Source organism: Salinimicrobium sp. 3283s (genome assembly GCF_039602225.1).
Classification (GTDB): domain Bacteria; phylum Bacteroidota; class Bacteroidia; order Flavobacteriales; family Flavobacteriaceae; genus Salinimicrobium; species Salinimicrobium profundisediminis.
In genome coordinates, this window is sequence record NZ_CP143631.1 from 2,184,853 (window position 1) to 2,210,391 (window position 25,539).

Sequence of the window (25,539 nt, forward strand, 5' to 3'; positions counted from 1 at the left end):
GAATTGTATAACAGATTCGGCTTTAAATCCTGCGAACTTTGGGAGGTAAAGTTAGAGAGATGAAACACACCTATAAAATCACAGGAATGACCTGCAATGGTTGCCGCAGCCACGTAGAGCAAACCTTACAGGACGTAAAAGGAGTAAAGCATGCATCAGTCGACCTCAGGAAGGAAGAGGCTGTGCTTGAGATGGAGCAACATGTGCCGCTTGATCTTTTGGAAACCGCCCTGCAAAAAGAAGGCGGCAATTATCATATTCTTGCGTTAAATACTTCTGAAGAAATTTCCGCAGACAAAGGTGTCAAAAATGGCATTTCTGAAGCAAATTCTGAGGATGAAGCATCTGTGATGACGCATACCTACAAAGTTACCGGCATGACCTGTAATGGATGCAGGAAACACGTGGAGGAAAGCCTGAATAATATTCCGGGGGTGGTGAAGGCAGCTGTTGATCTCGGAAAAGCTGAAGCTGTCATAGAAATGAAAAAACATATCCCTACAGATGTTCTTGATGTTGAAGTAAAAAAAGCCGGGGCTAAATATGGCATTTTAGAGAGGAAAGGAGCAGCCGGTGCAGGTATTTCTGAAGTTTCAGAAATTGCAAAGACAAATTCAGGAGCAGGTTCGTCTGCAGAGCATAGCTCCGGTAAAGTTGAAGGGGAAAAGGCCATGACCCACACCTATAAAATCTCCGGAATGACCTGTAATGGCTGCCGTTCTCATGTAGAGGAAACCTTACAGAAGGTCGACGGAGTGAAAAATGCTTCGGTTGACCTGGATAAAGCAGCAGCGGAGATCGAAATGGAGCATCATATTCCCATTGGTGTTTTTGAGGATGCTTTACAAAAGGATGGGGAAAGATATCATATACATTCGGCCGGTTCAGAGGAGAAATATGAGGTGACGGGAATGACCTGCAGCGGGTGTAAGGCTCATGTAGAAGAGACTTTGCGGCAGGTTGATGGTGTGCTGGATGTTGCTGTAGACCTCGAAAAGGCTGAGGCGGTTATCTCTTCAAAAAGGGCAATTCCTGTTACAGTTTTTCAGGAAGTTTTGAGAAAGGATGGCAGCACCTATAATATTTACCTTCCCGGGCAGGATATTACCGCCCCACCAAAACCCGAAAAGCCCAAAGGCAAAGGCACAGGAACTTTTTACTGCCCAATGCACTGTGAAGGCGACAAGACTTACGATAAGCCGGGAGATTGCCCCGTCTGCGGAATGGACCTGGTGGAGGAAGTCAGTTTAAAAGCCGATCAGCCACAGTACATCTGCCCCATGCACCCGGAGATTGTGGAGGATGAACCGGGTAGCTGCCCCATCTGCGGAATGGAGCTGGTACGCATGGAACCCGAAGCTTCTGCCGAGCAGAAATCCTATCAAAAGCTGCTGAAAAAGTTCAAAATCGCTGTGGCTTTCACGCTGCCCATCTTTCTTATCGCAATGACCGAAATGATTCCGGGCAATCCCATTTATGACTGGATGAGCATGGAGTCCTGGAACTGGGTGCAGCTGGTTTTGTCAATTCCGGTGGTTTTTTTCGCGACCTGGATGTTCTTTGAAAGAGCCTGGAGATCTATAGTGACCTGGAATTTGAATATGTTCACCTTAATAGGCATTGGTGCGGGAGTAGCGTGGACTTTCAGTGTATTTGGGATGCTGTTTCCGGGACTTTTTCCGGAGCAATTCCTCACGCACCACGGCACTGTACATGTCTATTTCGAGGCCGCTACAGTAATTCTTACCCTGGTCTTGCTGGGGCAATTATTGGAAGCGAGAGCCCACAGCCGTACAAATTCGGCTATCAAGGAACTGCTGAAGCTGGCGCCCAATAAAGCCACTTTGGTGGTGAATGGAGAGGAAAAAGAAATTCATGCAGATGAAATTAATGTAGGCGATATTCTTCGGGTAAAGCCGGGAGATAAAATTCCTGTGGATGGAAGTATTCAGAAGGGACAGACTAACATTGACGAATCCATGATCACCGGCGAACCTGTGCCTGTAGAGAAAGCTGAAGGGGACAAGGTAACTTCAGGAACAATAAACGGCAACAGGAGTTTTACTATGAAGGCCGAAAAAGTGGGGGATGAGACCCTGCTTGCCCAGATCATTAAAATGGTTAACGATGCGAGCAGGTCGCAGGCGCCAATTCAGAAGTTGGCCGACAGGATCTCCGCTTATTTTGTTCCCGTGGTTGTGATGATTTCGGTAATTACTTTCATCGTCTGGGCTGCTTTCGGGCCTGAACCCAGTTATGTTTACGCTTTGATCAATGCTATAGCCGTTTTGATCATCGCCTGTCCCTGTGCTTTGGGGTTGGCAACGCCAATGTCGGTAATGGTTGGTGTGGGGAAAGGAGCCCAGAACGGCGTGCTTATCAAGAACGCCCAGTCTTTGGAGCAAATGGACAAGATTGATGTGCTTATCATAGATAAGACCGGTACCATTACTGAAGGAAAACCATCGGTGGAAAAAGTGGTGGCTACAGGAGATACTTCGGAAGAAGAACTAATTCGAACAATAGCTTCAGTTAATGCTCAAAGTGAACATCCGTTAGCAGAAGCCACGGTGCGTTATGCGAAAGCCAAAAACCTGAAGTTTACAGAGACCACCGACTTTGATGCAGTAACCGGAAAGGGAGTTACGGGAATTTCCGAAGAAAAAAAGATTGCGATAGGTAACGAAAAGTTGATGCAGGAAATAAGTACAGAGGTTAATAATAAGCTTCAGCAGCAAGTCAGGGAAGAGCAGCAACAGGGGAAAACAGTTTCTTACGTGGCGGTAGACGGCAAAGTTTCGGGATACGTCACTATAACAGATCCTATTAAAAAAACGAGTCGGCAGGCGATTTCCGAACTTATTGATGCCGGCGTGGAAGTGATCATGTTGACGGGAGATAACGAGATAACAGCCTCGGCGGTGGCGAAAGAGCTGCACCTAACCAGTTTCAAAGCCGGGATGTTGCCACAGAACAAACTTGAGGAAGTAGAGAAATTACAACAGCAAGGCAAAAAAGTGGCCATGGCCGGTGACGGGATTAATGATGCACCCGCACTTGCAAAAGCCGATATTGGCATCGCTATGGGCACCGGAACCGATGTGGCAATAGAAAGTGCAGAAATTACCCTTGTAAAAGGGGATTTGCACGGGGTGGTAAAGGCGAAAAACCTGAGCAAAAAGGTGATGAAGAATATTAAGCAGAACCTGTTCTTCGCCCTCATTTACAACACGCTTGGTGTGCCAATTGCGGCCGGAGTGCTGTTTCCGTTCTTCGGAATTTTACTTTCACCCATGATCGCGGCTTTGGCAATGAGCTTTAGCTCGGTATCTGTAATTGCCAATGCGCTGAGGTTAAGGGGCGTAAAACTTGACCATTAAAAATGGCATTTTTGAAGAGTCTTCTATAATTACTAATTTGTGAAGAAAAATTTATGCAGGATTTCTGGAAAAGCTGGGCAGAAGCAGCTTACACAAGTACAGGTTTTTTTTGGATGGCCTTATGGGCCTTTATTCTCGGCTACTTAATTAGCAGCGGGATCCAAATATTCGTAACCGAAAAGAAAATGCAGGAGACCATGGGTGGTAAAAACTCAAAAGGTGTTCTCCTGGGCACATTTTTTGGGTTTATAAGCAGCTCCTGTAGTTTTGCAGCTCTCGCTTCTACCAAAAGCCTTTTTAAGAAAGGAGCAGGTTTTATTCCGTCTATTGCTTTCCTTTTAGCCTCGACAAACCTTGTGATCGAGCTGGGAATCATTATCGCTATTTTCCTGGGCTGGCAGTTCGTAGTAGGGGAATATGTGGGAGGAATCCTGCTTATCCTCATCAGCTGGCTTATCGTAAGGCTTATCAATCCGAAGAAACTGATCAAAAATGCACGGGAGCGGCTAAAAGGAGAAGACGATGATGATAAAGGATCTGATAAAGACTGGAAGGAGAAAATGAAATCTGAAACTGCCTGGGCCAAGGTGGCAAAGCAGTATGCGATGGAATGGAAGATGGTGTGGAAGGATGTGACCATTGGTTTCACCATCGCCGGAATTGTAGCTGCTTTTGTACCCGATTCTTTTTTCAGAACCCTGTTTATCAACAGCGGGCCTGAGGTTGAAAGCCATAGCTTTTTTACCATTTTAGAGCATATTATTGTGGGGCCCGTTGCTGCATTTTTAACCTTTATTGGTTCTATGGGGAATATTCCGCTGGCAGCGCTGCTCTTCGGAAAAGGCGTCAGCTTCGCCGGAGTAATGGCGTTTATATTCAGTGACCTGGTGGTATTTCCGGTGTTGCGGATCAATGCGAAATATTACGGCTGGAAAATGTCACTTTTCATACTCTTTTTATTGTTTACTGCACTTATTGGAACCTCCCTGGCCCTGCACTATTCTTTTGACCTGTTAAGCCTGCTGCCCGATCCAAACAACGTGAAGATCCTTGAGTCTGAACATTTCCAGATAGACTATACTTTCTTTCTCAACCTCGCTTTTCTCATTATCTCCGGAATTCTTCTTTACATTGGTTTTTTTAAGAGGAAAGATGTAAAACATATGAAAGAAATGGCACCAAAGAGCCAGGTGATGGAAAACATCATGAAGTATCTTGCTTTCATTGCTTATGCGTGGTTAATAGGCGGCTGGATCGTAAGAATTTGGGTGGTATAAAAAAGCCGGACGTTAATCCGGCTCTTTCATGTATGCAAAAATGAGGTTTAGCTGTTAGGATCGAGAATAAGATTTACTCTTTCTAAAGCATCTTCCAAATGGTAGCGGGTCAATGTATCTCTGCTGCGACCAATGCTGTTGCGAAGATCACGCTGCAGCCTTTTAAGCTCGCCTCTCACTACCGGGCGAATATCACTTTGTGCCACATCAATGTTTGAGCGGGTTATCCAGGAACGGTAACGTGCAGGGATAGCTTCCTGTTCTTCGTTCATTAGATATTCCATTCTGTCGATGTATGCACGCTGAAGATTTCTGCGGTAAGTGTCAATGCCCTGGCCTCTTCTAAGTTCACTCCAGATTCCGGTTCTTAAGCCCTGCATCATATCGAGAAGTCCGTAAGCACTATTGCCGTTCATTTCACGATTTTCGATCAATCTTGCCATTCTTCCGAAGTCAAGCAGGTTTTTTAAAGTGCGCTCCTGGGTATTTCTGATCCTTTCCACACTTCCGTCAAATTCGATCCTGTTGAAGATCTCCTGCTCAAGAAGCCATTCGGGAGTAGAAAACAATTCATCCTGAAGGAAATTCATTGCATTTTTCTGTTTTTCAGGAGTCACATGAAAGTATACTGCACCTTCCTGGTCGTAGGTTTTTGTTTCCTTAATCACACCACCCACGTTGGCAGCAACGTGCCCCATGTAACGGTTGTACTGGCTAAGCACCTGCTCGTACATAGTTTCAAGATCATCGTAATCTTTACCTTTTTCGGCAGTCCATTCGATGAGGTTGGGAACTATCCTTTTCAGGTTTTTGATCCCGTACTGGCTGGCAAGCACAGAGTCATCCCCAAGATCTTCGGTTTGGGAAGTAGGATCTATCACCCCGCTTTGCTGGGCACCAAACCTATAAACAGGATCTCCTGCTTTTTCAAGGATCCAGGAGTCAAGGACCTCTTTTTCCTCTTTTCCTGTTTTCCCCGGAATTGGCTTGTAACCCCACATCACAGAATACTTATCATAAGGCCCAATGTTTGGCATTAGCGCCACATCACCGTCTTCGGGCTGTGCGATATAGTTGAAACGTGCATAATCCATGATTGAAGGTGCGGTTCCATATTTTTGGGTGAATTCAGGGTCTCTCAGAGATTCTACAGGATAGGCTGCACTGCTTCCCATATTATGAGGTAGACCAAGGGTGTGGCCTACTTCGTGAGAGGATACAAACCTTATCAAACGGCCCATGATCTCATCTTTAAATTCCACCCGGCGGGCATCTTCGTTAATGGCGGCGGTTTGAACAAAGAACCAGTTTCTCAACAGGGTCATCACGTTGTGGTACCAGTTAATGTCCGATTCCAAAATCTCTCCCGAACGCGGGTCACTTACGTGCGGCCCGTTTGCGTTTGGGATAGGAGAAGCTAAATAACGCACTACAGAATAGCGAACATCTTCAGGGCTCCAGTCTGGATCTTCCTCTTTTGTGGGAGGATCTTTGGCAATAATGGCATTTTTGAAACCTGCAGCTTCAAAAGCCACCTGCCAGTCTTCAATTCCCTGTTTGATGTAAGGGATCCATTTTTTTGGAGTAGCGCGGTCTACGTAATAAACAATCTGTTCTTTAGGTTCCACCAGTTCCCCGCGCTTGAATTTCTCCATATCTTCTTCCTTCACCTCAAGTCTCCAGCGGTCAAGGTAGCGTACGGTTTCACTTTTTTGAGCATCAAGGCCGTAATCGGTTTGCCCGGTGGTGAACCAGCCAACGCGCTCGTCATAGTATCTTCTTTCCATAGGCACCTTTGGAAGAAGGATCATGGAGTTGCTCATTTTTACTGAAATAGATCCTGTACTTGAATTTGAAGGTGGTTCGCCGGCATTATAAGTTTTCACGTGGCGTACTTCAATGTTTTCAGGATAACTACGGATGGTATCTATGTACGATCGGCTGTCATCCAACCGACTGATCTTGTATTCTTTTCGGTTCCTTTCAGGAAAACCAAGCGCCTGCACGTCATTTTTGAAAAGGTCGGTTACCTTGATCACTGTTGCATTGTTCACCGAATCCTTGTGGAAAGCTTCAATGTCAAAAGAAAAAAGAATGGGCTCAAAGTTAGAGTTCACCACAGCTTCGTGCACCGGAAGCGAATCGGCAGCAAAAACGTCGTGAGAAACTACGCGAAGAAGAACGTTCTTATTTTTCTTTTCCCAACGCAGCACCTGCTCGTTTTGTTTGCCGCCACCAAAACCAATACCCGAAGCAGTCTGGGCAATCCTGGTAACCATAAGCATTTCACGGTTAAAGAGGCTATCGGGGATTTCGTAGTAGTAATCATCATCTACCTGGTGTACAGTAAATAATCCGGCATCAGATTTTGCTTTTTTGGTGATCACCTTGTCATAAGATTTGATCCCGTTTTTATCTTTTTCAGAAGATTTGGCTGCTGTAGTCGACTTTTTATCCTTTTCAGGTTGAAAGACGGCACAACTCGTTATTGAAAAAGAGAAAAAAACAATAACCAGCCGGAACAAGAGTCGGTTGTTCATTAATTGTAAAATTTAAGTTAAGAATGGCTCAATTTAAAGAAACAGATCCCGGTTGCCTAATCCGTGGCTGTTAAATAAAAAGAGAAGCACTTTGCTTATAGTTGGACAGTAGTAGCAGTAAAAGGTTTAAAATGAAATTATAACTGGTAGCATTTGCATTTAAATAAGATGCTAAAAATTTCTTAAAATTTGAGGGTTTCCTGTACCTTTGAAAGAAGATGAGGGTTTCCTGCTTTCTTATTTTCTTCCTTTTATCTGGAAATGTCTTTTCCCAGCTGGGATTTTGTCCCGGCAGTAAGGGAGACGCTATTTTCCATGAAGATTTTTCGTCTGGTACTTTACCAGCCGGGACTACAAGTTATCCGCGTGTTTCGGGAGATCCTCAGGACGGTTATTATACTATTTCAAGTACAATTGGCCAGGGAATTCAAGACTGGCATTCTTCTCTGCCCAACACCACTTTATCTAATGGAAACGCATTAATAGTCAATGCCGACGATAAAAATGCCGGATTGTTCTTTAAAAGAGAAATCTCCGGGTTGTGTGAAGCCACCACTTATGAGTTTTCGGCTTACCTTATGAATATTCTAAGTCCTATTCGTACTGGTTGTGCAAATGGAGGCATTCCAATAAATGTGAGGTTTCAAATTTGGGATAAAACCGACACTCAGTTGCTAGCCGAGGGTGATACAGGAGATATCCATTCTTCGTCTACCCCTTACTGGGAACAGTTTGCATTGACCTTCCAGTCTCAGCCGGGGCAGGACCTGGTGATCCTTAAAATGTTCAACAATGGGATTGGTGGCTGCGGAAACGATCTCGCTATTGACGATATTATTTTCAGGTCTTGTGGAGACCTCACGGAAATTACCTCTGGTACAACGGCAGGAAGTTCTCTTGAAGTTTGTGAACCCGATGCTCCCGTGAGTGTGGCATTAACCGCTACCCCAGACCATACGGTGTATAAAAGTCATGCTTTTCAATGGCAGGAAAGTACAGATGCCAATAACTGGCAGGATATTTTGGGGGCAACAGGCACAGTGTACTCTTCTCCGGCTATTAACTCTACCCGGTATTACAGGGTTAAAGTAGCCGAAAATTCGGTAAATCTTGACGATAATCTCTGTAGCTCGGTTTCCGAATCTTTTGCTGTGTACTTTGTGGAAACTCCTTTGGCGCCGGTAAGTAGCGGAGATGAAAATATATGTGAGGGAGACCCATTTCCTGCACTTAAGGTAAATGTGGAGCCAGATGAATCTGTAACCTGGTTTGATAAAGTTACAGGAGGCGTTGAGGTTGGAACAGGAAATTCTTTTGTGCCTACAGTTGCCGGAACTTATTATGCCGAAGCTGTGAAATCGGGTTTTAATTGTGAACCCGGGCCCCGCACTCCGGTTACTTTGAAAATTTTTACTGTACCTCAAACAATGGATGAGGAGTTGCAATTGTGCGCCGGCAATACGGTCGAGCTTGATGCCGGGCCTGGAAATTTCAGCTACAACTGGAGCACCGGAGCTTCGGGCAGGACGATCTCTGTGACTAATCCCGGAAACTATTCAGTAATAGTGACAAATTCCAATGGCTGCAGTGCTTTGAGAACATTTGAAGTAGCAGCTGTAGCGGTTGCCGAAATTGCCAAAATTACTTCGGAAGCAAACAGGGTGATCATAGAAGCAGCAAATTCAGGGGAATTCGAATTTTCTCTGGATGGGATTCACTTTCAGCAGTCAAATGTTTTTCAGAATATTTCCGGCGGAATATATACTGCTTATATACGCGATCTAGAAGGTTGTAAAACTGTTTCCGAAGAATTTCCGCATATTGTCATTCCCCAATTCATCACCCCTAACAGTGATGGCTTTAATGACAACTTTGAACTTAAAGGAGTTGAATATTTCAGCAATTCTGAAATCAGGATTTTTGACAGGTACGGGAAGTTACTGGCTGCCGGAAGTGGCGCCGGATTTTCCTGGAATGGCACTTACAATGGAAAGGAACTGCCTTCAGAAGATTACTGGTATCAAATATTTATAGATGGTTTTGAGCCTCAAAAAGGCCACTTTTCATTAAAGCGTTAACATGGTTGAACAGAAGCAAAATAACAGCCTCTTAAAATCCCATTTTTGGATCCTTATTCTCTGTACTTTTTTCAATATTGGGGAGAGTAGAGGGCAGGAGATCATTCCGACATATTCAGACTATCTTACAGATAATCTTTTCCTGCTGCACCCCTCTCTTGCAGGGGCGGCAGTTAACAATCAACTGCGGTTAACGGCCCGGCAGCAGTGGTTTGATATAGATGATGCACCGGGATTGCAGACGCTTACCATTAATGGCAGATTGGGCAACAAAGAGGGGATAGGTGCCATTCTATTTAACGACAGGAATGGAAATTTCTCTAAATCTGGGGCGTATGGGGCATTCGCCTACCATTTGAGGTTACCTGCAGGAGACCTTCAATTGCATAGGCTGAGTTTTGGAATTAGTGCAGGGGTTATTCAGCATCGGCTTGACCAAAGCGGCTTTACCCAACCCGATCCGCTGCTGGGGCAGGAGAAGGCTTCGGTAAGTTACGCGAATATGGATGTGGGAATGTCGTACTTCAATAAAGATCTTTATATACATGCCACTGCAAAAAATCTTTTACCAGTTACGAGGGAATTGTTTAATAGTCATAACATCGCTACTAATCAAAGACGGTATTTTTTAACTGCCGGTTACATTATTTCACCGGCTTATGACTGGTACCTGGAGCCTTCGGCCATGCTGCAACTTGTGGAAGATACTTCGGAAAAACTTGCAGATGTTAACCTTAAGGCCTACCGGAATTTTGAGTTCGGGCAAATATGGGCCGGATTGTCTTACCGGCAGGGGCTGGATAAAATGGAAGGTGATACAGAAAACCTGAGATATCTCACTCCTTTTGCCGGTGTGGAATACAGGAAATTTTTGGTGGGTTACACGTTTTCCCGGCAGTTTAATGAAGTGGTGCTTAGTAACAGTGGTTTTCATCAAATTACCCTTGGATATAATTTTGGTGCACCAAGAACCCGATATCACTGTGGGTGCCCGGCCATAAACTAAAAGAGGAACCCGAAGGCTCCTCTTTATAAACTGTCAAAAATGGCATTTTAGAACCACTTTTCTACCTCTTCCAGCTGCAGTGCAGCAATGGGTAATTTATTTTTCTTTCTTAGTCCGTTGAGCTTTTGATGAACCTGGGTAGGTTTGTTTTCCTGAAGTTTGGCAACAGTACCAAATTCGTGCATCACTGTATCTACCCATTCCTGCGGAACTCCGATTTTTATGAAATCCTCAGGTTTTGGTGTGGCTGCTTTCTTTTCGGGCTTCATCTGTGGGAAGAACAATACTTCCTGTATAGATTGTTTGTTGGTAAGGAACATGATCAAACGATCCATTCCAATACCAAGGCCCGATGTTGGGGGCATTCCGTATTCCAGTGCTCGTAAGAAATCATTGTCTATAAACATAGCCTCATCATCGCCTTTTTCAGATAATTGTAGCTGCTCTTCAAAACGGTTTCTTTGGTCTATAGGATCATTTAACTCAGAATAAGCATTGGCAATCTCTTTTCCGCAGACCATAAGCTCAAACCTCTCTGTAAGCTCCGGATTTTCACGGTGCTCCTTACAAAGCGGACTCATTTCTTTTGGATAATCTGTGATGAATGTGGGCTGTATGAAGTTGCCTTCACATTTTTCACCGAAGATCTCGTCAATAAGTTTTCCTTTACCCATAGTGTCATCAACTTCGATGCCCATGCCTTTTGCGGCCTCAAAAAGTTCTTTTTCAGACTTGCCTGTAATGTCAAATCCGGTGAATTGTTTGATGGCATCGGTCATTGTCACTCTGGCATAAGGCGCTTTAAAATCTACCTGATGTTTTCCAAAAGTGGCTTCTGTAGTTCCGTTTACGGCAACAGCGCAGTGTTCCAGGAGATTTTCGGTAAATTCCATCATCCAGTTGTAGTCCTTATAAGCTACATAGATCTCCATCGCCGTGAATTCGGGGTTGTGCGTGCGATCCATTCCTTCATTTCTGAAGTTTTTGGAGAACTCATAAACTCCGTCAAAGCCACCTACAATAAGCCTTTTAAGGTAAAGTTCATTAGCAATCCGCAGGTAAAGCGGGATATCTAATGCGTTGTGGTGCGTTATGAAAGGCCGCGCAGCAGCTCCTCCCGGAATAGATTGTAAAATGGGGGTTTCAACTTCAAAGTAGCCTTTGTCGTTAAAGAAGTTCCTCATTGCAGTGAATAGCTTAGTCCTTTTTACAAAGATCTCTTTCACTTTTGGGTTCACTACCAAATCGGCATAACGCTGGCGGTAACGCAACTCGGGATCATTAAATTCGTCGAAAGTCTTACCTTCTTTATCGGTCTTTGGAAGCGGAAGCGGTTTTAATGATTTGCTAAGAAGTGTGAAATTCTCAACCATTACTGTTTTCTCACCCACCTGCGTGTTAAAGAGCTTACCTTCAATGCCTATAAAATCCCCTATATCAAGAAGTTTTTTATATACGTCGTTGTATTTGCTTTTATCATCTCCCTTGCAAATCTCGTCACGGTTGAAATACACCTGAATTCTTCCGGTGGAATCCTGAATTTCAGCAAAAGAAGCCTTTCCCTGTATTCTTCGGGACATAAGTCTCCCGGCAATGACGACCTTTTTATTTTCTTCAAATTCAGACTTTATTTCCGAAGTAGTATGATCTACGGGATAAAGTGCCGCGGGATAAGGGTCTATATTCAGTTTTCGCAGGGAATCGAGTTTCTCCCGGCGAATGAGTTCCTGTTCAGATAAATGCATTTTCTTTAGTTCAAGATTCGACTTGCAAAGATACAGACTATACCGCAACCAATCAATTGTTTTTTAACCGGTAAAGCGCTAATTTGGTTGGTGTAGATTTTAATATATTTGCAGCTGCCTATGAGTGTTTGGAGAGTAATATTGTCGATCCTTTTTCCACCCCTTGCTGTGATAGACAGAGGTTGTGGTTCTATTCTTATCGTGCTTATACTTACACTTTTAGGTTGGGTGCCGGGAGTAATTGCCGCACTAATCATCCTGAATAATAACAAAGGCAGGTAAAAAGAAAAGATTTGAACAGGAACATTGAATTTGAGGAGTTAGGGCAGCGGGATTATAAGGAGATTTGGGAGTACCAGGAGAAATTGTTTCAGGGAATACTCGATCAAAAGATTGCCAACCGCAGAGAAGGAACTTCAAAGGCCACCAAAAATCACCTGCTTTTTGTAGAGCATCCCCATGTCTATACCCTCGGAAAGAGCGGAGATATGTCGCATCTCCTCATCAATGAGGAACAACTGGGGCTAAAAAATGCCACCTTTTACAAGATCAACAGGGGCGGTGATATTACTTATCACGGACCCGGACAAATTGTGGGGTATCCTATACTCGATCTTGAAAATTTCTTTTCAGACATCCATAAATACTTAAGGCTTCTTGAGGAAACTATAATTCTCACTCTTGAAGAGTACGGGATCAAAGCAGGCCGCAGTAAAGGGGAAACAGGAGTGTGGCTGGATAGTGATACGCCTTTTGCGCGAAAGATTTGCGCAATGGGGGTGCGTGCCAGCCGCTGGGTTACCATGCACGGTTTTGCCTTTAATGTGAATACAGACCTGGGTTATTTTGATAACATCATTCCCTGCGGAATTAAAGGAAAGGCAGTAACCTCACTCAATGTAGAGCTGGGAGTAAAAGAAGTTCCTGTAGAGGAGGTGAAGCAAAAAATAAAGAAGCATTTTTCTGCCCTTTTTGAAGCTGAATTAGTACCCCCAACCCCCTAAAGGGGGCTTTAGCTGTTTCTGAAAAGTCCCCTTTAGAGGATATGGGTTTTGAAGTTAATAATATTCTGCTGTTACCCCCTAAAGAGAGGATTTACCTAAGGTTATCAACCTGATTTTTTATTAATCTTACCACATGCTCAGTTGTATTGAAGATTTCTGAATTCCTAAATCTCATTAGAGTAATCCCAAATTTCTGAAGATGTTCATTCCGCATATGATCGTATTCTTTTTGTTCTTTCCGATCATGAATCCCTCCATCTGCTTCTATCACTAATTTTAGCTCATGGCAATAGAAGTCAACAATATATTGATTTATTGGATGTTGTCTTCGGAATTTCACCTGTAGTTGGCGGTTGCATAGAAAACTCCAAAGTAGCTTTTCTGCCTTTGTTTCCTTTCCGCGTAATTCTCTCGCCTGCTTATGAATAATGGGAGATGCTCCATAGAACATATCATAAATATTGCTCTCCATAATTCTTTATTTACTTGAAAAATATGAAAATTTGAAAAATCTCCCACAAGGAACCTAGAGATGAAAAGTGCAATATATTTCAGTTTTGCTCCCACCTTTCAGAAGGCGCTTTATTTTGGAAGTAAAATAAAAATAAACAGAAATTTAAAGTCCCCTTTAGGGGATTTAGGGGTTAAGATCAATTCACCTCATAAACCAAAATCCCATTCTCTTCGCCCTGCACCACTAATTCCAAAGCTGCATCTGCGTCGGCATTGGAGAGGTCTATTAAAGAATTTCCGTAAACAGGGAACCCGTCTATTAAACTGGCATTGCTGTCAAACAGATATACTTTTTTAGCTTGAAGATCGGTTACTGAGACGTAGATCTTGTTGTTGAGGAAGAAGATCTGCGGATGGTCGTATAGTCCGAAGTCAAGGGTCACAGCATTTCCTTTGATGCTGAGCTCATTTTCTGAAAGGGTGACCAGGGTTTTTTCGGTGGCTGTGATGCGGGTATTTTCAGCAAGGCCAAGATCCTCCTTTTTCACATTTCCCTTTTCGCTGATCTTTAAGATCTGGCCTGAAGTGTTTGTAGAAACAAAATTCCCGTTGTACTCGTACCATGCATTTTCAGAGAAATTTAGATCTTGCTTCACAGGAACGCGAATTTTTCCGGTGCGGCTAAGAATATTCAGTTTTTCGGAAGTTTCAGGAATTACGATGTAATCTTTTCGGCCTATCCTAATGTGTTTTGGAGGCTGAATAATTTCTGAAGTTGCTTTAGAGAAATTGAACCCCTTTACACCTTTTCCTTTGCGATCGTACATATAAACATCGCGCCCCTGCGTGACCACAAAACGATAATCACGTTTCTTATCGTAATCAAAAACAGACAAAGGCTGGGTAATCTTATCTCTAAACTTAAGAGGGAAAGGTTTAACGGGGTTCCCATCACGATCTATGACGTGAACTTCATTTTGAGTCGCAAAGGCAAGTTGATATCTGCCATTTTTTAAAATATCTACCGTTTGTACTTCTCCTAAAATGGGAGATCCCAGGTCTTTTTTCCAGTAAATCTTTCCTTCTGGCGAGATGAGGTACAGCGTATTTTGAACATCCTGCGCTACAATGTCCATTCCGTTGGAGCGATGGTTTTTGAAGAAGACCGGCGGAGAGTTCAGGGCTGCCGCCAGGGCAACATTCGCGGCCTGCGAAGTCGGTTTGTCGGTTTTTAGAGCAGCACTTTTCGCCACCACACTGTGCAGGTGGGCAAAATTGTCCTGGTAGATGTATTGAACCGCTGTAATGGGGTAATTAGTGTAGTCAAGTTGCTCTGTTTCATTTGTTCCTTCTGCCTGGTTGTTCCGGATGATCAAAAGTGAAGCTTCTGAACTGAGATTTTCTGAAGAGGTTTTGTAAGCTTCGGTATTTGACAATACGAGATCATCCTGAACAGCGGCAATCACTTCCTTCAATGCTTCGGAAGATTCAGAAAAGAGTATGTAGCTATCCAAAAATGTCAAAAAATGGAGGTCTTTTGGATTCAGTAACGGCTGAAGTATTTCAGAAAAAGAATTGGAGTGGGGAAATTTGTAGATGGGTAGCCCACGGAATTCTTCAGTTTGTTCCGGCTCATAATTTAATGTCTGCAGGCCATTTTCAGCTTCCGCAGAGCGTATAGCGAACACTAAACCTTCAGCAAGATGAATACTTCCCGCTTCGCTGGCTGCTGTGAGGAGGGAAATTTCTTCAGTAAAGGTAGTTTCTGTTTCCTTACCTCTCAAAAAGAGCAAATTCTCATTCAATTTTTTAAAATCCTGAAAGCTTACGGAATTGAATCCGGAGCTGGTCACGGGAGTGATATTGGCCAGGGTGTTTTTTGAAGTCCCTACTTCCTTGAAGACATTGATGAGGCGCGGAAGAGAATCGGAAGCAATGGTGATACCGTTAAGCCTGATGTCGTTCTGGGAAATGTCGGTATCAACGACAGTCCATTTAGTAAAGTTTGAAAAAGGTGTCAAAAAGAGCTTTTTAAGGAAAGGAGCTGCTTTATCGGAATTCAGAAATACAGAAGTTTTTTTGGGAGAGGCTGCTTTAAAAGCCACCTGCAGATCCTTACTCAAGGCTGAATTGCCCCGGGCGGTTTCTTTTAATAAGGGCAGGGAGTTACTTAACAAACTAATGCTATCTATATGTGTTGAAAAAGCTGTTTTACCTTCCAACACATATTTTTGCACCTCGAGATCATCAAAATTCATTGTTTCTACCTGCCGGTTGGGGATAGAGTCTAGGTTTTTGGGTTTGAGGTTATCGCGACTAATAAATAGAAAATCCAGGGATTTTTCGGCTTTAGGGACAAGGACGAGTAGTGCCTCTTTTTGATGAGGGAAATATTTCAGGATCCCGAGTCCTTCTTTTATTTGAAGGTAAAGATCATTTTCGGAATTGAGCTTGAGAAAATCGTTGTTTTGGATATTGCTGAAGAAAAGATCGGGGTTTTCCATCTGCACTATTACCGCCGGGTCCTGGGGCAAAAAGTCGGTAAGTTCTCCCGAAACAGGGGCTTCGTTGGCGCAGGAAAAGAATAACAGGGTGCTAAAAAAAGTCAGGATCTTCTTCATGGGAAGTTGAATGTAGTAAATTTTAAAGAGAAAGTTCCAGTTGCTCGGGCAGGAGCTTAAAGCTTTTGCGGTGGTACTTTGTGACTCCGTATTTTTTGATGGCTTCGCGATGTTCAATTGTGGGGTAGCCTTTATTTTGTTTCCAGTTGTACATGGGGTATTCTTCATGAATTCTGGTCATGAACTCGTCTCTGTAAGTCTTGGCTAAAATTGACGCTGCTGCAATACTTAGAAATTTGCCGTCTCCTTTTATAATACACTCGTGCGGAACTTCTTTATAGTTCTTGAACCTGTTGCCGTCTACGATAATGAATTCGGGTATGGGGTTCAGGTTTTCTATGCATTTGTGCATTGCCCTGATAGAGGCGTTTAGGATGTTGATTTCGTCTATTTCTTCCATATAAATATGTTGCACCGAATAACAGACTGCCTTTCCCCTGATGATTTTCTGCAATTTGTTTCTGGAAAGTGCATTGAGTTGCTTTGAGTCATTGATGATCTTATTCCGGAAATTTTTAGGTAGGATAACGGCAGCCGCAGTTACCGGCCCTGCAAGGCAACCCCTGCCGGCTTCATCTGTGCCGCATTCTAATGGAAGTTTAGAAAAGCTCTTTGCTAACATGGGAAAGCTGAATTGAGAAGAAATGTAAATTCCTTAAATATTAAGGTAGCTGCAAAAGTAGAAATTTCAAAACAGCGGGAAAGTCTTATGTTGAAAAGCTGTGTTCAATTTGTTCAATATAGAACAACTTAGATGTTTGTGTTTTATTATTAAAGAAATCTCTTTTTTTTAGCTATTACGGCAAAATCGAGAAATTAATTTTATCAACTATAAGGTTATAGATGTGGAGTTTCATCAACTTCTTAAATAATTAACAGCTTAGTTTATAAGCCAACCTTGTTTTATTAAGATTTTATTACCATTTTTGGCGTTGGCTAATTCAAATAATTTATAAAATGAAAAGAAGATTAAGTGGAATACTAACACTATTACTGGTGTTGGTGGTGCAAATTTCGTTTGCGCAAGACAGAACGATAGCCGGGATGGTTACCGATTCTGAAGGTTTGCCCTTACCTGGAGTTAACGTACTTGTTAAAAACACAAATAGAGGGACACAGACTGATTTCGATGGGAATTATAGTATTAGGGCTAGTGAGAATGAGATTCTTGTTTTTTCTTACCTTGGTTTTGAAACTATAGAATATCCTATTGCTAATCTTAATACAATTAATGTAACTCTAAGCCCTGATGCTGCCGAGCTTGATGAGGTTATTGTACAGGGTTATCGCACCTCGACAAAGGAGAAGTCTAATATTGCATCAATTACTGTTAGTTCGGAATCTATTGAGAATCGACCTAATGCCAGTGTTGTGCAGACTTTATCTGGACAAGTTGCGGGATTGAACATTTCTACAAACAGTGGTCAGCCAGGAGCGGCTTCTGTGATTAACCTTAGAGGTGTTAACTCTATCAATGGTAATACTCAGCCATTATTTCTTATCGACGGTATCCCTGTTGATGAAAGTAACTTTCGTAGTTTGAACCCTCAGGATATCGCATCGATCTCTGTGCTAAAAGATGCAGGTGCAACTGCTATCTACGGTAACCGTGGTGCTAACGGTGTGGTGATCATTGAAACTAAACAAGGGAATTTTGATTCTCCGTTACAAATCAGTGCTACATCCATTATAAGTTGGAATAAACTTCAAGATCATGATTATGACTTAAACAATGCACCAGAGGAGCTTGGATTAGAAAATCTTTACGGGTCAGGAAGAGGTGCTTCAATGAGTGAAGAAGAAATTGCTTCAGCTGAATCTGCAGATTGGCTTAACCATTTCTTCAGAACTGGTATTACTAAGAATAATACCCTTAATCTTTCTAGTGGTGGAGAAAGAGCTACTCAATTTACATCGCTTGGTTTCTATGATACTCAGGGAATCTTAAAAGGTTCAGATTTGAAGAGATTCAACTTTAGAAATAACATCACTGGAAAATCAGATAATGACAAGTTTAATTATGGATCTAGTTTTTCTATAAATTATTCTAATTCAAATGAACCTAGTAGTATTGGAACGGGTGGAGTAAACCAAAATTTTGTTTTGGGAGCTTTTCAAGCCTTGCCTTATGTGTTGCCTTCAGGATATGAAGAATGGGCTGAGGCACCTGTAGCATCTTTTACCGCGACTCCATATATGTTAATGGATAAATTAAAGTACTTCAGACAGGCTGATGAAGAAGTAAAAATATTAGGAAGTTTTAATGCTAATTATAATATCACCGACTATTTGTCTGCTAGTATTGTAATGAGTGCAGATTATGAAAATGAAATTTATGTTCAGGCGGTTCCTTCAGAGTCTTTTAACATCGCTCTTTTTGCTGAAACAGGTAATGACAATGATGGCCGGCAGACTCAGAGCAGCCGTAGGGTGTTTAGTTACAACCAGGTAGCCTCTCTTAACTTTAATGAGTCCTGGGATAAGCATACTCTTGATGTAGGAGTATTTACAGAGTATTTCAAAGCTCACCTAAGAAGTTTTGGCTACACAGCTAACGGTTTATTCTCAAAAACTTTTGCTTTGGGAGACGGTGCTGGTTTTATTAGTGATAACTCTCAAAATGACTGGTATACTGATGAAGCATTTGCTACTAGCAGAAATGCAGGGCTTTTCTCCTATTTTGGTCAAATAAACTATGATTATGATACTACCTATGGTTTAGGTGCGACAGTGAGACGTGATGCTTCTTATAGATTCCCGGATGCCAATAAATGGGGGACTTTCTATTCTGTTTCCGCAAGATGGAACATTAATAATGAAGATTTTATGGATGGCTCTGTTTTTGATATTCTTAAACTACGTGCATCTCATGGTACTGCCGGAAACCAAAGAATTACAGGAGATACATATTTCTCAGGTCCAGATTTAGGGAAGAGTTTATTTGCTTCTGGTGTTGGATATGGAGGAGAGAATGCAATTTTCCTTAGTCAAATTGGAAACCCTACCCTTAAGTGGGAAACTGTGACACAAACGAATGTTGGTGTTGATTTTGAAGTTTTCAACAGGAGGTTGAGAGGGTCTTTTGATGCTTATTGGAAAAAAACAGAAGATTTGTTCCAGAGTATGCCAGTTTCAGCAATTAATGCTACAACCGGTATTAATACAAACATTGGTTCTTTAACAAACCAGGGGTATGATGTGAACCTTAAATATGATGTTCTAAGAGGTGGTCCTGGAGGATTTAATTTGGATGTGAATTTCGTAGGGAATTATAACAAACAAGAATTCGTTGATCTTCCAAGTGAAACTGGAGTAATTGAAGACATTGGACGTGAAGGTGGAAAGTTTGGAGAAATTTATGTTATTAGATTTGCAGGTGTGAACCCAGCTAATGGAAATGTGTTGTTTTATACAGCAGACGGAGATGTTACAGAAACTCCTAATACTGATACCGATAGAGTGTGGACTGATAAAAACATTTATCCTGATTATACTGGAAGTTTTGGTATAAACATGGATTACAAAGGTTTCTTTATACAGTCTCAGTTTAACTATGCCGTAGGTGGGGATAGATTTGATTTTGATCTTGCGGGTTATCAGGATCCCTCTAGTATAGGTACCTTTAGACATAACAGAGACTTGGCTAGAGCATGGACTCCAGAAAATAGGGTGACTGATATTCCTTCTCTTACAGCGACTAATATTAACACTTATACTTCTGATAGGTATTTGCGAAGTACAGATCACTTAAGGATCAGGTTTTTAGGTGTCGGGTATAATGTTCCAAATAGATTTTTAGAACCTACTGGTTTTAATCAATTAAGAATATTCGCCAACGCTGAGAATTTAGTTACTTTTTCTGAATGGAGGGGATTTGATGTAGAGGCTTTACAGAGTGCTCAATGGGATTACCCAACACCAAGAATTATTTCATTGGGAGTAGAATTAGCTTTTTAAAAAAAAATAAAAAATGAAAAAATTAAATCTAATTTATGTTGTCGGTCTTCTGTTCTTCTTTGGAAGTTGTGATGATGCGATAGAAATTGATCAACCGGGACGTTTACCGGCAGAACAAGCGTATGAAAATGTTAATGACCTTGAACTTGGATTAACAGGGGTTTACGCACAATTTGATCTTAACCCGGAAATCTATTTCACTACTATCTGGACAGACGAGGTGAGTATTGATGCACCGGAAAATGGAGGGCAGGGACAGTCGGATTATGGTTTCGTTTTAAATCCTTCGTCTGCTGGCCCAGCTGTGATTTGGACAAGTAATTATGCCGCTATTAACGCGGTTAACAGGGTAATTGAAGGAGCACAAGGTATTGAGCCGTCAGAGGGTCAACAAGAGAAATATAATAGTATTCTTGGTCAGGCTTATGCGCTTCGTGCATTTTTCTACTTCCAGTTACAGTCTTATTTCACAACTGATTATGCTGATGATTCAGCTCTAGGTGTGCCTTTAGTTGATTATGTGCCGTCGATTAATGATGAAGCTGTTCTTAGAAGTACAAATGGAGAAATTTTTGCTTTTATTAAAGATGATTTAAATAAAGCTGAAGACCTTCTGGTTGAGGAGTCAAATGCAACTTTTGTGAGTCAGGATTTTGTTACTGCCTTACGTGCTCGTATGGCTGCATACCGTGAGAATTATCCTGACGCTGCTACCTATGCTTCAGAATTGTTAGAAGACTACGCAATAGCCGATTCTTTAGAGTATGAAAATATTTGGGAGGATGAAGGAAATACTGAAATTATTTTTGAACTGGAACGTACAATTGGTGATAACTATGACCAACAGGGAGCTTCAGGAAGTCCTGCCGGTGCCGGTTATGTTGGAGTTAATTGGGCATTTACAGGTCCTGGACCAGACGGGGGAGTTTATTATGTAATGAGTCAGTCTTTATTAAATGAATTAAATCCTGCTGATGTACGTTTTAATGTTTTGCTTCATCCCGAGTCAACGACAGAGGTTCCGGTAATTGATAAATATTCTGGTTCTGAATCTCAACCGTTGATGAATGATTTGAAAGTTTTCAGAGCATCTGAAATGTTGTTAATTCTTGCAGAGGCATATGTTGCTATGGATCGGTTAGAAGATGCTGCTGCTCTTATTAAGCAATTAAGAGACTTAAGATTAGGCGCTGATACTCAGATACCAGTTTATGCAAGTAAGACTGAAGCTTTTGGTGCTATTCTGGACGAAAGAAGAATTGAGTTAGCTTATGAAGGACACCGGTATAAGGACCTTAAGAGATTAGGTGAGCGTGGTAACAGAGGAATAGAAAGAGCTCCGGCAGATTGTGCTGTTAATAATGCATGTTCTTTAGATGTCACAGACTACAGGTTTACTTTTCCAATTCCAATCGTTGAATTAACAGCGACACCTGAATTGAGAGAACAACAAAATCCAGGTTATTAATTTAAAATAAATAATAATGAAAAATAAAATTTTTAAACTTTCAACATTGGTTCTCCTAGCAGTTGCCTTTGTTGGTTGTGAGGAAGATCCACTTATTTATGATGTAAATAATGGACAGACTTTAGCTGAATTTTCTTCATCTTCAGGAAGTATTCCTGTAGCAGAAGAGGGAGGATCTACTACTGTAGAAGTGGCTGTTAGTACAAGATCTTCTTCGGATAGATCTATTGAAGTAGAGATTGATGAGGAGAACACTACGGCTACCCCAGATCAGTATGAGATTAGTAATCTGGTAATTCCAGCTAATTCTTTTGTTGGGACTATTACGATCACTGCAGATTTCGATGCAATTCCTGAAACAGGCAGTTCTGTTTTGGCACTCGATCTTGTTGGAATTGAAGGATCTGATGCCAGTATCACCCTTGGAGAGTATGAGGTAGAAATGTTCAGATGGTGTACGACTACTCTAGATGAGTATGTTGGTACCTGGAGCGGGCCGGGAAGCTGGAGCGAACACTATGGTTATCAAACAGAAGTAGAAACCTTTTTGAATGATAATGGAGAATTGATGATGACTGGTCTAGCGCATCAATGGCTTGAAGGTCCTGAATTTTGGGGTGAACAAATTATTGACAGCGCACCTGTAAAGGTTGATGTAAACCTTGAAACAGGAGAATTATCTATAGCAGAACAATATCATGTTACCACACTTTATGATGGAGATGAATATGAATATACTGTGAGTGCTACAGGTGCAGTACTCAACTCTTGTGAGAAAGTACTTCAGATTTTCCCTGTTTTAAAAGTTGGAGGTGATGTAATTAATCCTGCTGCTTATGGAGGAGTTAAGTTTAAAGAAACAATTACTCTGGATACTGTTGAGTCGAATGATCCAGGAGAAGGCGACGGTTCTTCTGAAGAGTAACGTTTAAACGCGTTAATAGTATGAAAAAGGGCTGCTCAATTATATTGAGCAGCCCTTTTTTTGCTCAACCCTTTTTCTGAAATAAATTGGATGGTAATCTGATTTTATCATTAGTTCTTCAACAAATAATATATTAAACGAACATAAAAGGATTATAGCCTTGTATATATATTAGATTCAAGTGAGCAGCACAGTGTGGGTATGCTTAAATAAATATAATATATTAGACAAGGTCTCACCAAAGCCAGTATCCATACCTTTAAAAAAGAGACGCTAGCCCATAAATTAAAAAGAGGTTCTAATGAAAAATTGAATACTGCGCACCTAAAAATAAAATTGACCTTTCCAATTAGCACTATAATGTTTCAATTCAAAAAAGATTCTTCCACATGGTCTGAGACATCTGCTAACAAAAGCAAATAGTTATCCCAGTATAATAGGTTTTAGTAGGTTATAAACAGGTCGTATATCTTGTGTAAATCCACTTTGAAGATAGGGCTACAGAATATGCTATTTCTAATTCTATAATTAAATAACAGAAGTTTGGTCATTTTTATCAGAATGATTTTTGGCTTAAGGTACGCTAGCTTAACGATGACTTTTGCAGATATTTGCCGCGAGATAATACCCTTAACATATTTTGGCGACTTTACAGAGTTGAGAATCATTAATAATTAAAAAACTTATCTTTTTTTTAGTTCATCACTTCGCAGAGTTTGCAATACTGCTCTGCACATTTCAGGTTGGTCTCAAGGTGGGCAATATGAAATCAGTAGGGGGCAGATGGTGTAATTACTATACAATTGCAATAACTTATTTTAAGAATTTTAGATATAGATCTTATATGAAGTTAAAAAAACCTGTAAAGGGTTACTTTACAGGTTTTTTTAACTCTTTAAAATGTTTAAGGGACTATATTAAAAACTGTGTAAGTATTGAATAACGGGGTTTGTTAGCCCCGTTATTTTTTTAACCTTGCCTGCAAAATCCAGGCACTAATATTTACACATTGATGAAAAAAGAAGATCTATTCGATGATGAGTTTTAAAAACAGTTTAAATCCGGAGAAGAACTTAGCAGCTTTCTCAAGCAACTTCAAAAACGAGGATTAGAGAAAATGCTTGAAGGTGAACTTGATGGCCATCTGGATTATGACAAGAACCAAAAGTCTGGATCTGGAAATACCAGGAACGGTTATTCTCAGAAAAAGGTTCGCAGCTCTTACGGTGAAGACACTATAAAGGTTCCCCGCGACCGTGATGGCTCTTTTAATCCCATGATCGTTCCCAAACGAAAAAACATGGTGGACGGGATTGAAAATGTTATTGTATCACTATATGCAAAGGGAATGAGCAATAGCGATATTGAGGAGCAAATCTCTGAGGTGTAGGGTTTTGATGTCTCTACTTCTACTATATCCAGAATTACAGACAGAATCAGCAATGATATCGTAGCCTGGCAAAATCGTCCTTTAGAGCCTGTGTATCTGATCGTTTGGATGGACGGAATCGTATTCAAGGTTCGAGAGAACTCTAAGGTAGTCAACAAAACCATTTACATAGCTGTAGGCCTTAGAAGAGATGGTAAAAAGGAAGTTCTTGGCCTTTGGTTAGGAAAGAATGAATCTGCCGCCTTCTGGATGAGCGTATTGACCGATATGAAAGCCCGGGGAGTTGAGGACATTTTAATCACTGCTACCGATAATCTCAATGGATTTACGGATACCATTAAGAATGTTTTTCCACAGTCTAAAACTCAAATCTGTGTGGTTCACCAGATCAGAAACGCCTGTAGGTATGTAGTTTGGAAAGATAAAAAAGCCTTTACCAAGGATATGAAGTTGATATACGATGCACCTACCAAACAAGCCGCAGAAGCTGCCTTGGAAGATTTTGCCACCCAATGGAACTCTAAGTATTCTTATGCGATAAAAAGCTGGAGGGACAACTGGGAAGACCTTACCGTCTTTTATGAGTTCCCGCTGGAGATCAGGCGAATCATTTACACCACCAATCTTATTGAGAACCTGAATGGTAAGATCAGAAAGTACACTAAAAACAAATTATCCTTCCCAACCGATGATGCTGTAATGAAATCTGTATATTTGGCTTTAAAGGAAGCAACCAAAAAATGGTCTATGCCCATTAGAAATTGGGGAATCGTCCTCAATCAGTTCTTGACTATATACGAAGAAAGGGTTCAACTTTAGATAAAAGTTAAACCCCTTTATTTAGAACTTACACACTTTACGGGATAGTGTCATGTTTAATATTTTAAAAGTCTGCTCTGAACGAAAAATTAAGATGAAAAATTTAGTTTCATTCTTTATTCAAGGAATTGTAGTATTCTAATGTTTGGATAACTTCAGACTCCTTCTTTAGCTTAAATTTATGTTTCTTCACAAATTGTTCTACTTCCTCATTATTCAGTTGTCTTAGGATATCCTTTCTTTTTAATCTCACTTCTTCAGCCGGAGAGTCTCCATTTTTCAAGAAATACTTTTCATAATGATCTAAGGATGCTGGCTTATCTCGTCCATAACTGCTAGTGGCTTTCACTGCATCTTGTTTAATGACTCCTCGTCTTTTTAAAAAGACTGCATCACCATCATTAAATTTTTGGAAGTATCCCTGGCGCCTATTCCCATCGTCATCAATAAAATATTCTATTTCGTAATCACTGCCATTTAATTCTACTGTGATATCAGGTCTTCTTAGCAAAGTAGTTATTTCGCCTGTTGGATCTTTTATTTCAAATGCATCTGATAAGGCATTGTATCTTACTAATGTGGTAAATGATTTATCAAGGATATTGACGGTTCCATGTTGAAACTCTTCTGTGGGATATGGACTTCCTTGTATATTAACAGGTAAAGTTTTTTCTCCACCAATAGTGTTTCTAATATATTCCGTAGGTAAGTTAATATTCTGAGCAGTAAGTAGTAAAGATGGAGCGATAAATAAGCATAAAACAAGCCAGAACTTCATAATTTATATTTTATAGATTTTCGACTAATCTACTAAAATTATGCCAAAGGTGTAGGTTGTAATTATGAAGAGAGGGAATTTTTATTAATTATTCTCGA

The 25,539-nt window shown here is 41.2% G+C and carries 15 protein-coding genes and 1 pseudogene; 10 read left to right on the forward strand and 6 right to left on the reverse strand.

The window, feature by feature from the left end; translation table 11 throughout:
• Positions 1 to 59: 59 nt before the first annotated feature.
• Positions 60 to 3,380: a heavy metal translocating P-type ATPase gene (locus VS868_RS09700; protein ID WP_345597080.1), complete on the forward strand. Its 3,321-nt coding sequence runs from the start codon at positions 60 to 62 to the stop codon at positions 3,378 to 3,380.
• A gap of 53 nt (positions 3,381 to 3,433) precedes the next feature.
• Positions 3,434 to 4,657, forward strand: a complete 1,224-nt coding sequence (locus VS868_RS09705) for a permease (protein WP_345597082.1) — start codon at positions 3,434 to 3,436, stop codon at positions 4,655 to 4,657.
• A gap of 47 nt (positions 4,658 to 4,704) precedes the next feature.
• Here the strand turns inward: VS868_RS09705 and VS868_RS09710 are convergent, their stop codons facing one another.
• Positions 4,705 to 7,197 (reverse strand): zinc-dependent metalloprotease, encoded by a 2,493-nt coding sequence (locus tag VS868_RS09710; protein WP_345597084.1) that lies wholly within the window; start codon positions 7,195 to 7,197, stop codon positions 4,705 to 4,707.
• Between the two features lie 218 nt (positions 7,198 to 7,415).
• Here VS868_RS09710 and VS868_RS09715 point away from each other — a divergent pair, with 218 nt between their 5' ends.
• Positions 7,416 to 9,275 carry a T9SS type B sorting domain-containing protein gene (locus VS868_RS09715; RefSeq protein WP_345597086.1) on the forward strand — a complete coding sequence of 620 codons (1,860 nt, stop codon included), beginning with the start codon at positions 7,416 to 7,418 and terminating at the stop codon, positions 9,273 to 9,275.
• A gap of 1 nt (position 9,276) precedes the next feature.
• Complete coding sequence (locus VS868_RS09720) at positions 9,277 to 10,281, forward strand: type IX secretion system membrane protein PorP/SprF (RefSeq protein ID WP_266069322.1); 1,005 nt, start codon at positions 9,277 to 9,279, stop codon at positions 10,279 to 10,281.
• Between the two features lie 47 nt (positions 10,282 to 10,328).
• Here VS868_RS09720 and lysS read toward each other — a convergent pair whose 3' ends face one another.
• Positions 10,329 to 12,026, reverse strand: coding sequence for a lysine--tRNA ligase (lysS, locus tag VS868_RS09725; RefSeq protein ID WP_266069321.1), 1,698 nt, complete (start codon positions 12,024 to 12,026; stop codon positions 10,329 to 10,331).
• Between the two features lie 120 nt (positions 12,027 to 12,146).
• Here lysS and VS868_RS09730 point away from each other — a divergent pair, with 120 nt between their 5' ends.
• Together VS868_RS09730 and lipB are read left to right on the forward strand one after the other, a co-directional pair.
• Positions 12,147 to 12,308 carry a YqaE/Pmp3 family membrane protein gene (locus VS868_RS09730; RefSeq protein WP_266069320.1) on the forward strand — a complete coding sequence of 54 codons (162 nt, stop codon included), beginning with the start codon at positions 12,147 to 12,149 and terminating at the stop codon, positions 12,306 to 12,308.
• Positions 12,309 to 12,319: 11 nt separating this feature from the next.
• Positions 12,320 to 13,030 carry a lipoyl(octanoyl) transferase LipB gene (gene lipB, locus VS868_RS09735; protein WP_345597092.1) on the forward strand — a complete coding sequence of 237 codons (711 nt, stop codon included), beginning with the start codon at positions 12,320 to 12,322 and terminating at the stop codon, positions 13,028 to 13,030.
• 91 nt (positions 13,031 to 13,121) lie between these two features.
• On the opposite strand, the gene VS868_RS09740 is transcribed toward lipB, so the two are convergent.
• The 3 genes from VS868_RS09740 to VS868_RS09750 form a co-directional block, all read right to left on the reverse strand.
• The gene (locus tag VS868_RS09740; protein ID WP_266069318.1) at positions 13,122 to 13,502 is read right to left on the reverse strand and encodes an endonuclease domain-containing protein; all 381 of its coding nucleotides are present in this window, start codon (positions 13,500 to 13,502) and stop codon (positions 13,122 to 13,124) included.
• Between the two features lie 178 nt (positions 13,503 to 13,680).
• On the reverse strand, positions 13,681 to 16,104 hold the full coding sequence (locus tag VS868_RS09745; RefSeq protein ID WP_345597096.1) for a hypothetical protein: 2,424 nt from the start codon (positions 16,102 to 16,104) through the stop codon (positions 13,681 to 13,683).
• Positions 16,105 to 16,126: 22 nt separating this feature from the next.
• Complete coding sequence (locus tag VS868_RS09750) at positions 16,127 to 16,726, reverse strand: ribonuclease HII (RefSeq protein WP_345597098.1); 600 nt, start codon at positions 16,724 to 16,726, stop codon at positions 16,127 to 16,129.
• Positions 16,727 to 17,061: 335 nt separating this feature from the next.
• Between VS868_RS09750 and VS868_RS09755 the strand changes: the two genes are divergently transcribed.
• The 4 genes and pseudogenes from VS868_RS09755 to VS868_RS09770 all read left to right on the forward strand — a co-directional run bounded on the left by VS868_RS09755 (position 17,062) and on the right by VS868_RS09770 (position 24,663).
• Positions 17,062 to 20,061, forward strand: coding sequence for a SusC/RagA family TonB-linked outer membrane protein (locus VS868_RS09755; RefSeq protein WP_265162581.1), 3,000 nt, complete (start codon positions 17,062 to 17,064; stop codon positions 20,059 to 20,061).
• A 13-nt stretch (positions 20,062 to 20,074) separates the two neighbouring features.
• Complete coding sequence (locus VS868_RS09760; RefSeq protein ID WP_265162582.1) at positions 20,075 to 21,529, forward strand: RagB/SusD family nutrient uptake outer membrane protein; 1,455 nt, start codon at positions 20,075 to 20,077, stop codon at positions 21,527 to 21,529.
• 16 nt (positions 21,530 to 21,545) lie between these two features.
• Positions 21,546 to 22,454, forward strand: coding sequence for a hypothetical protein (locus VS868_RS09765; protein WP_265162583.1), 909 nt, complete (start codon positions 21,546 to 21,548; stop codon positions 22,452 to 22,454).
• Between the two features lie 1,012 nt (positions 22,455 to 23,466).
• Positions 23,467 to 24,663: pseudogene (locus VS868_RS09770) on the forward strand (IS256 family transposase).
• Positions 24,664 to 24,772: 109 nt separating this feature from the next.
• On the opposite strand, the gene VS868_RS09775 reads toward VS868_RS09770, so the two are convergent.
• Positions 24,773 to 25,441 (reverse strand): hypothetical protein, encoded by a 669-nt coding sequence (locus VS868_RS09775; RefSeq protein ID WP_345597104.1) that lies wholly within the window; start codon positions 25,439 to 25,441, stop codon positions 24,773 to 24,775.
• Between the last annotated feature and the right edge of the window lie 98 nt (positions 25,442 to 25,539).

Coding starts and splice junctions, on each gene's coding strand:
- VS868_RS09720 (WP_266069322.1), top strand. CDS start 9,277: ATGGTTGAACAGAAGCAAAATAACAGCCTCTTAAAATCCCATTTTTGG.
- lysS (WP_266069321.1), bottom strand. CDS start 12,026: ATGCATTTATCTGAACAGGAACTCATTCGCCGGGAGAAACTCGATTCC.
- VS868_RS09745 (WP_345597096.1), bottom strand. CDS start 16,104: ATGAAGAAGATCCTGACTTTTTTTAGCACCCTGTTATTCTTTTCCTGC.
- VS868_RS09775 (WP_345597104.1), bottom strand. CDS start 25,441: ATGAAGTTCTGGCTTGTTTTATGCTTATTTATCGCTCCATCTTTACTA.
- VS868_RS09730 (WP_266069320.1), top strand. CDS start 12,147: ATGAGTGTTTGGAGAGTAATATTGTCGATCCTTTTTCCACCCCTTGCT.
- VS868_RS09765 (WP_265162583.1), top strand. CDS start 21,546: ATGAAAAATAAAATTTTTAAACTTTCAACATTGGTTCTCCTAGCAGTT.
- VS868_RS09760 (WP_265162582.1), top strand. CDS start 20,075: ATGAAAAAATTAAATCTAATTTATGTTGTCGGTCTTCTGTTCTTCTTT.
- VS868_RS09700 (WP_345597080.1), top strand. CDS start 60: ATGAAACACACCTATAAAATCACAGGAATGACCTGCAATGGTTGCCGC.
- VS868_RS09750 (WP_345597098.1), bottom strand. CDS start 16,726: ATGTTAGCAAAGAGCTTTTCTAAACTTCCATTAGAATGCGGCACAGAT.
- VS868_RS09705 (WP_345597082.1), top strand. CDS start 3,434: ATGCAGGATTTCTGGAAAAGCTGGGCAGAAGCAGCTTACACAAGTACA.
- VS868_RS09755 (WP_265162581.1), top strand. CDS start 17,062: ATGAAAAGAAGATTAAGTGGAATACTAACACTATTACTGGTGTTGGTG.
- VS868_RS09715 (WP_345597086.1), top strand. CDS start 7,416: ATGAGGGTTTCCTGCTTTCTTATTTTCTTCCTTTTATCTGGAAATGTC.
- VS868_RS09710 (WP_345597084.1), bottom strand. CDS start 7,197: ATGAACAACCGACTCTTGTTCCGGCTGGTTATTGTTTTTTTCTCTTTT.
- VS868_RS09740 (WP_266069318.1), bottom strand. CDS start 13,502: ATGGAGAGCAATATTTATGATATGTTCTATGGAGCATCTCCCATTATT.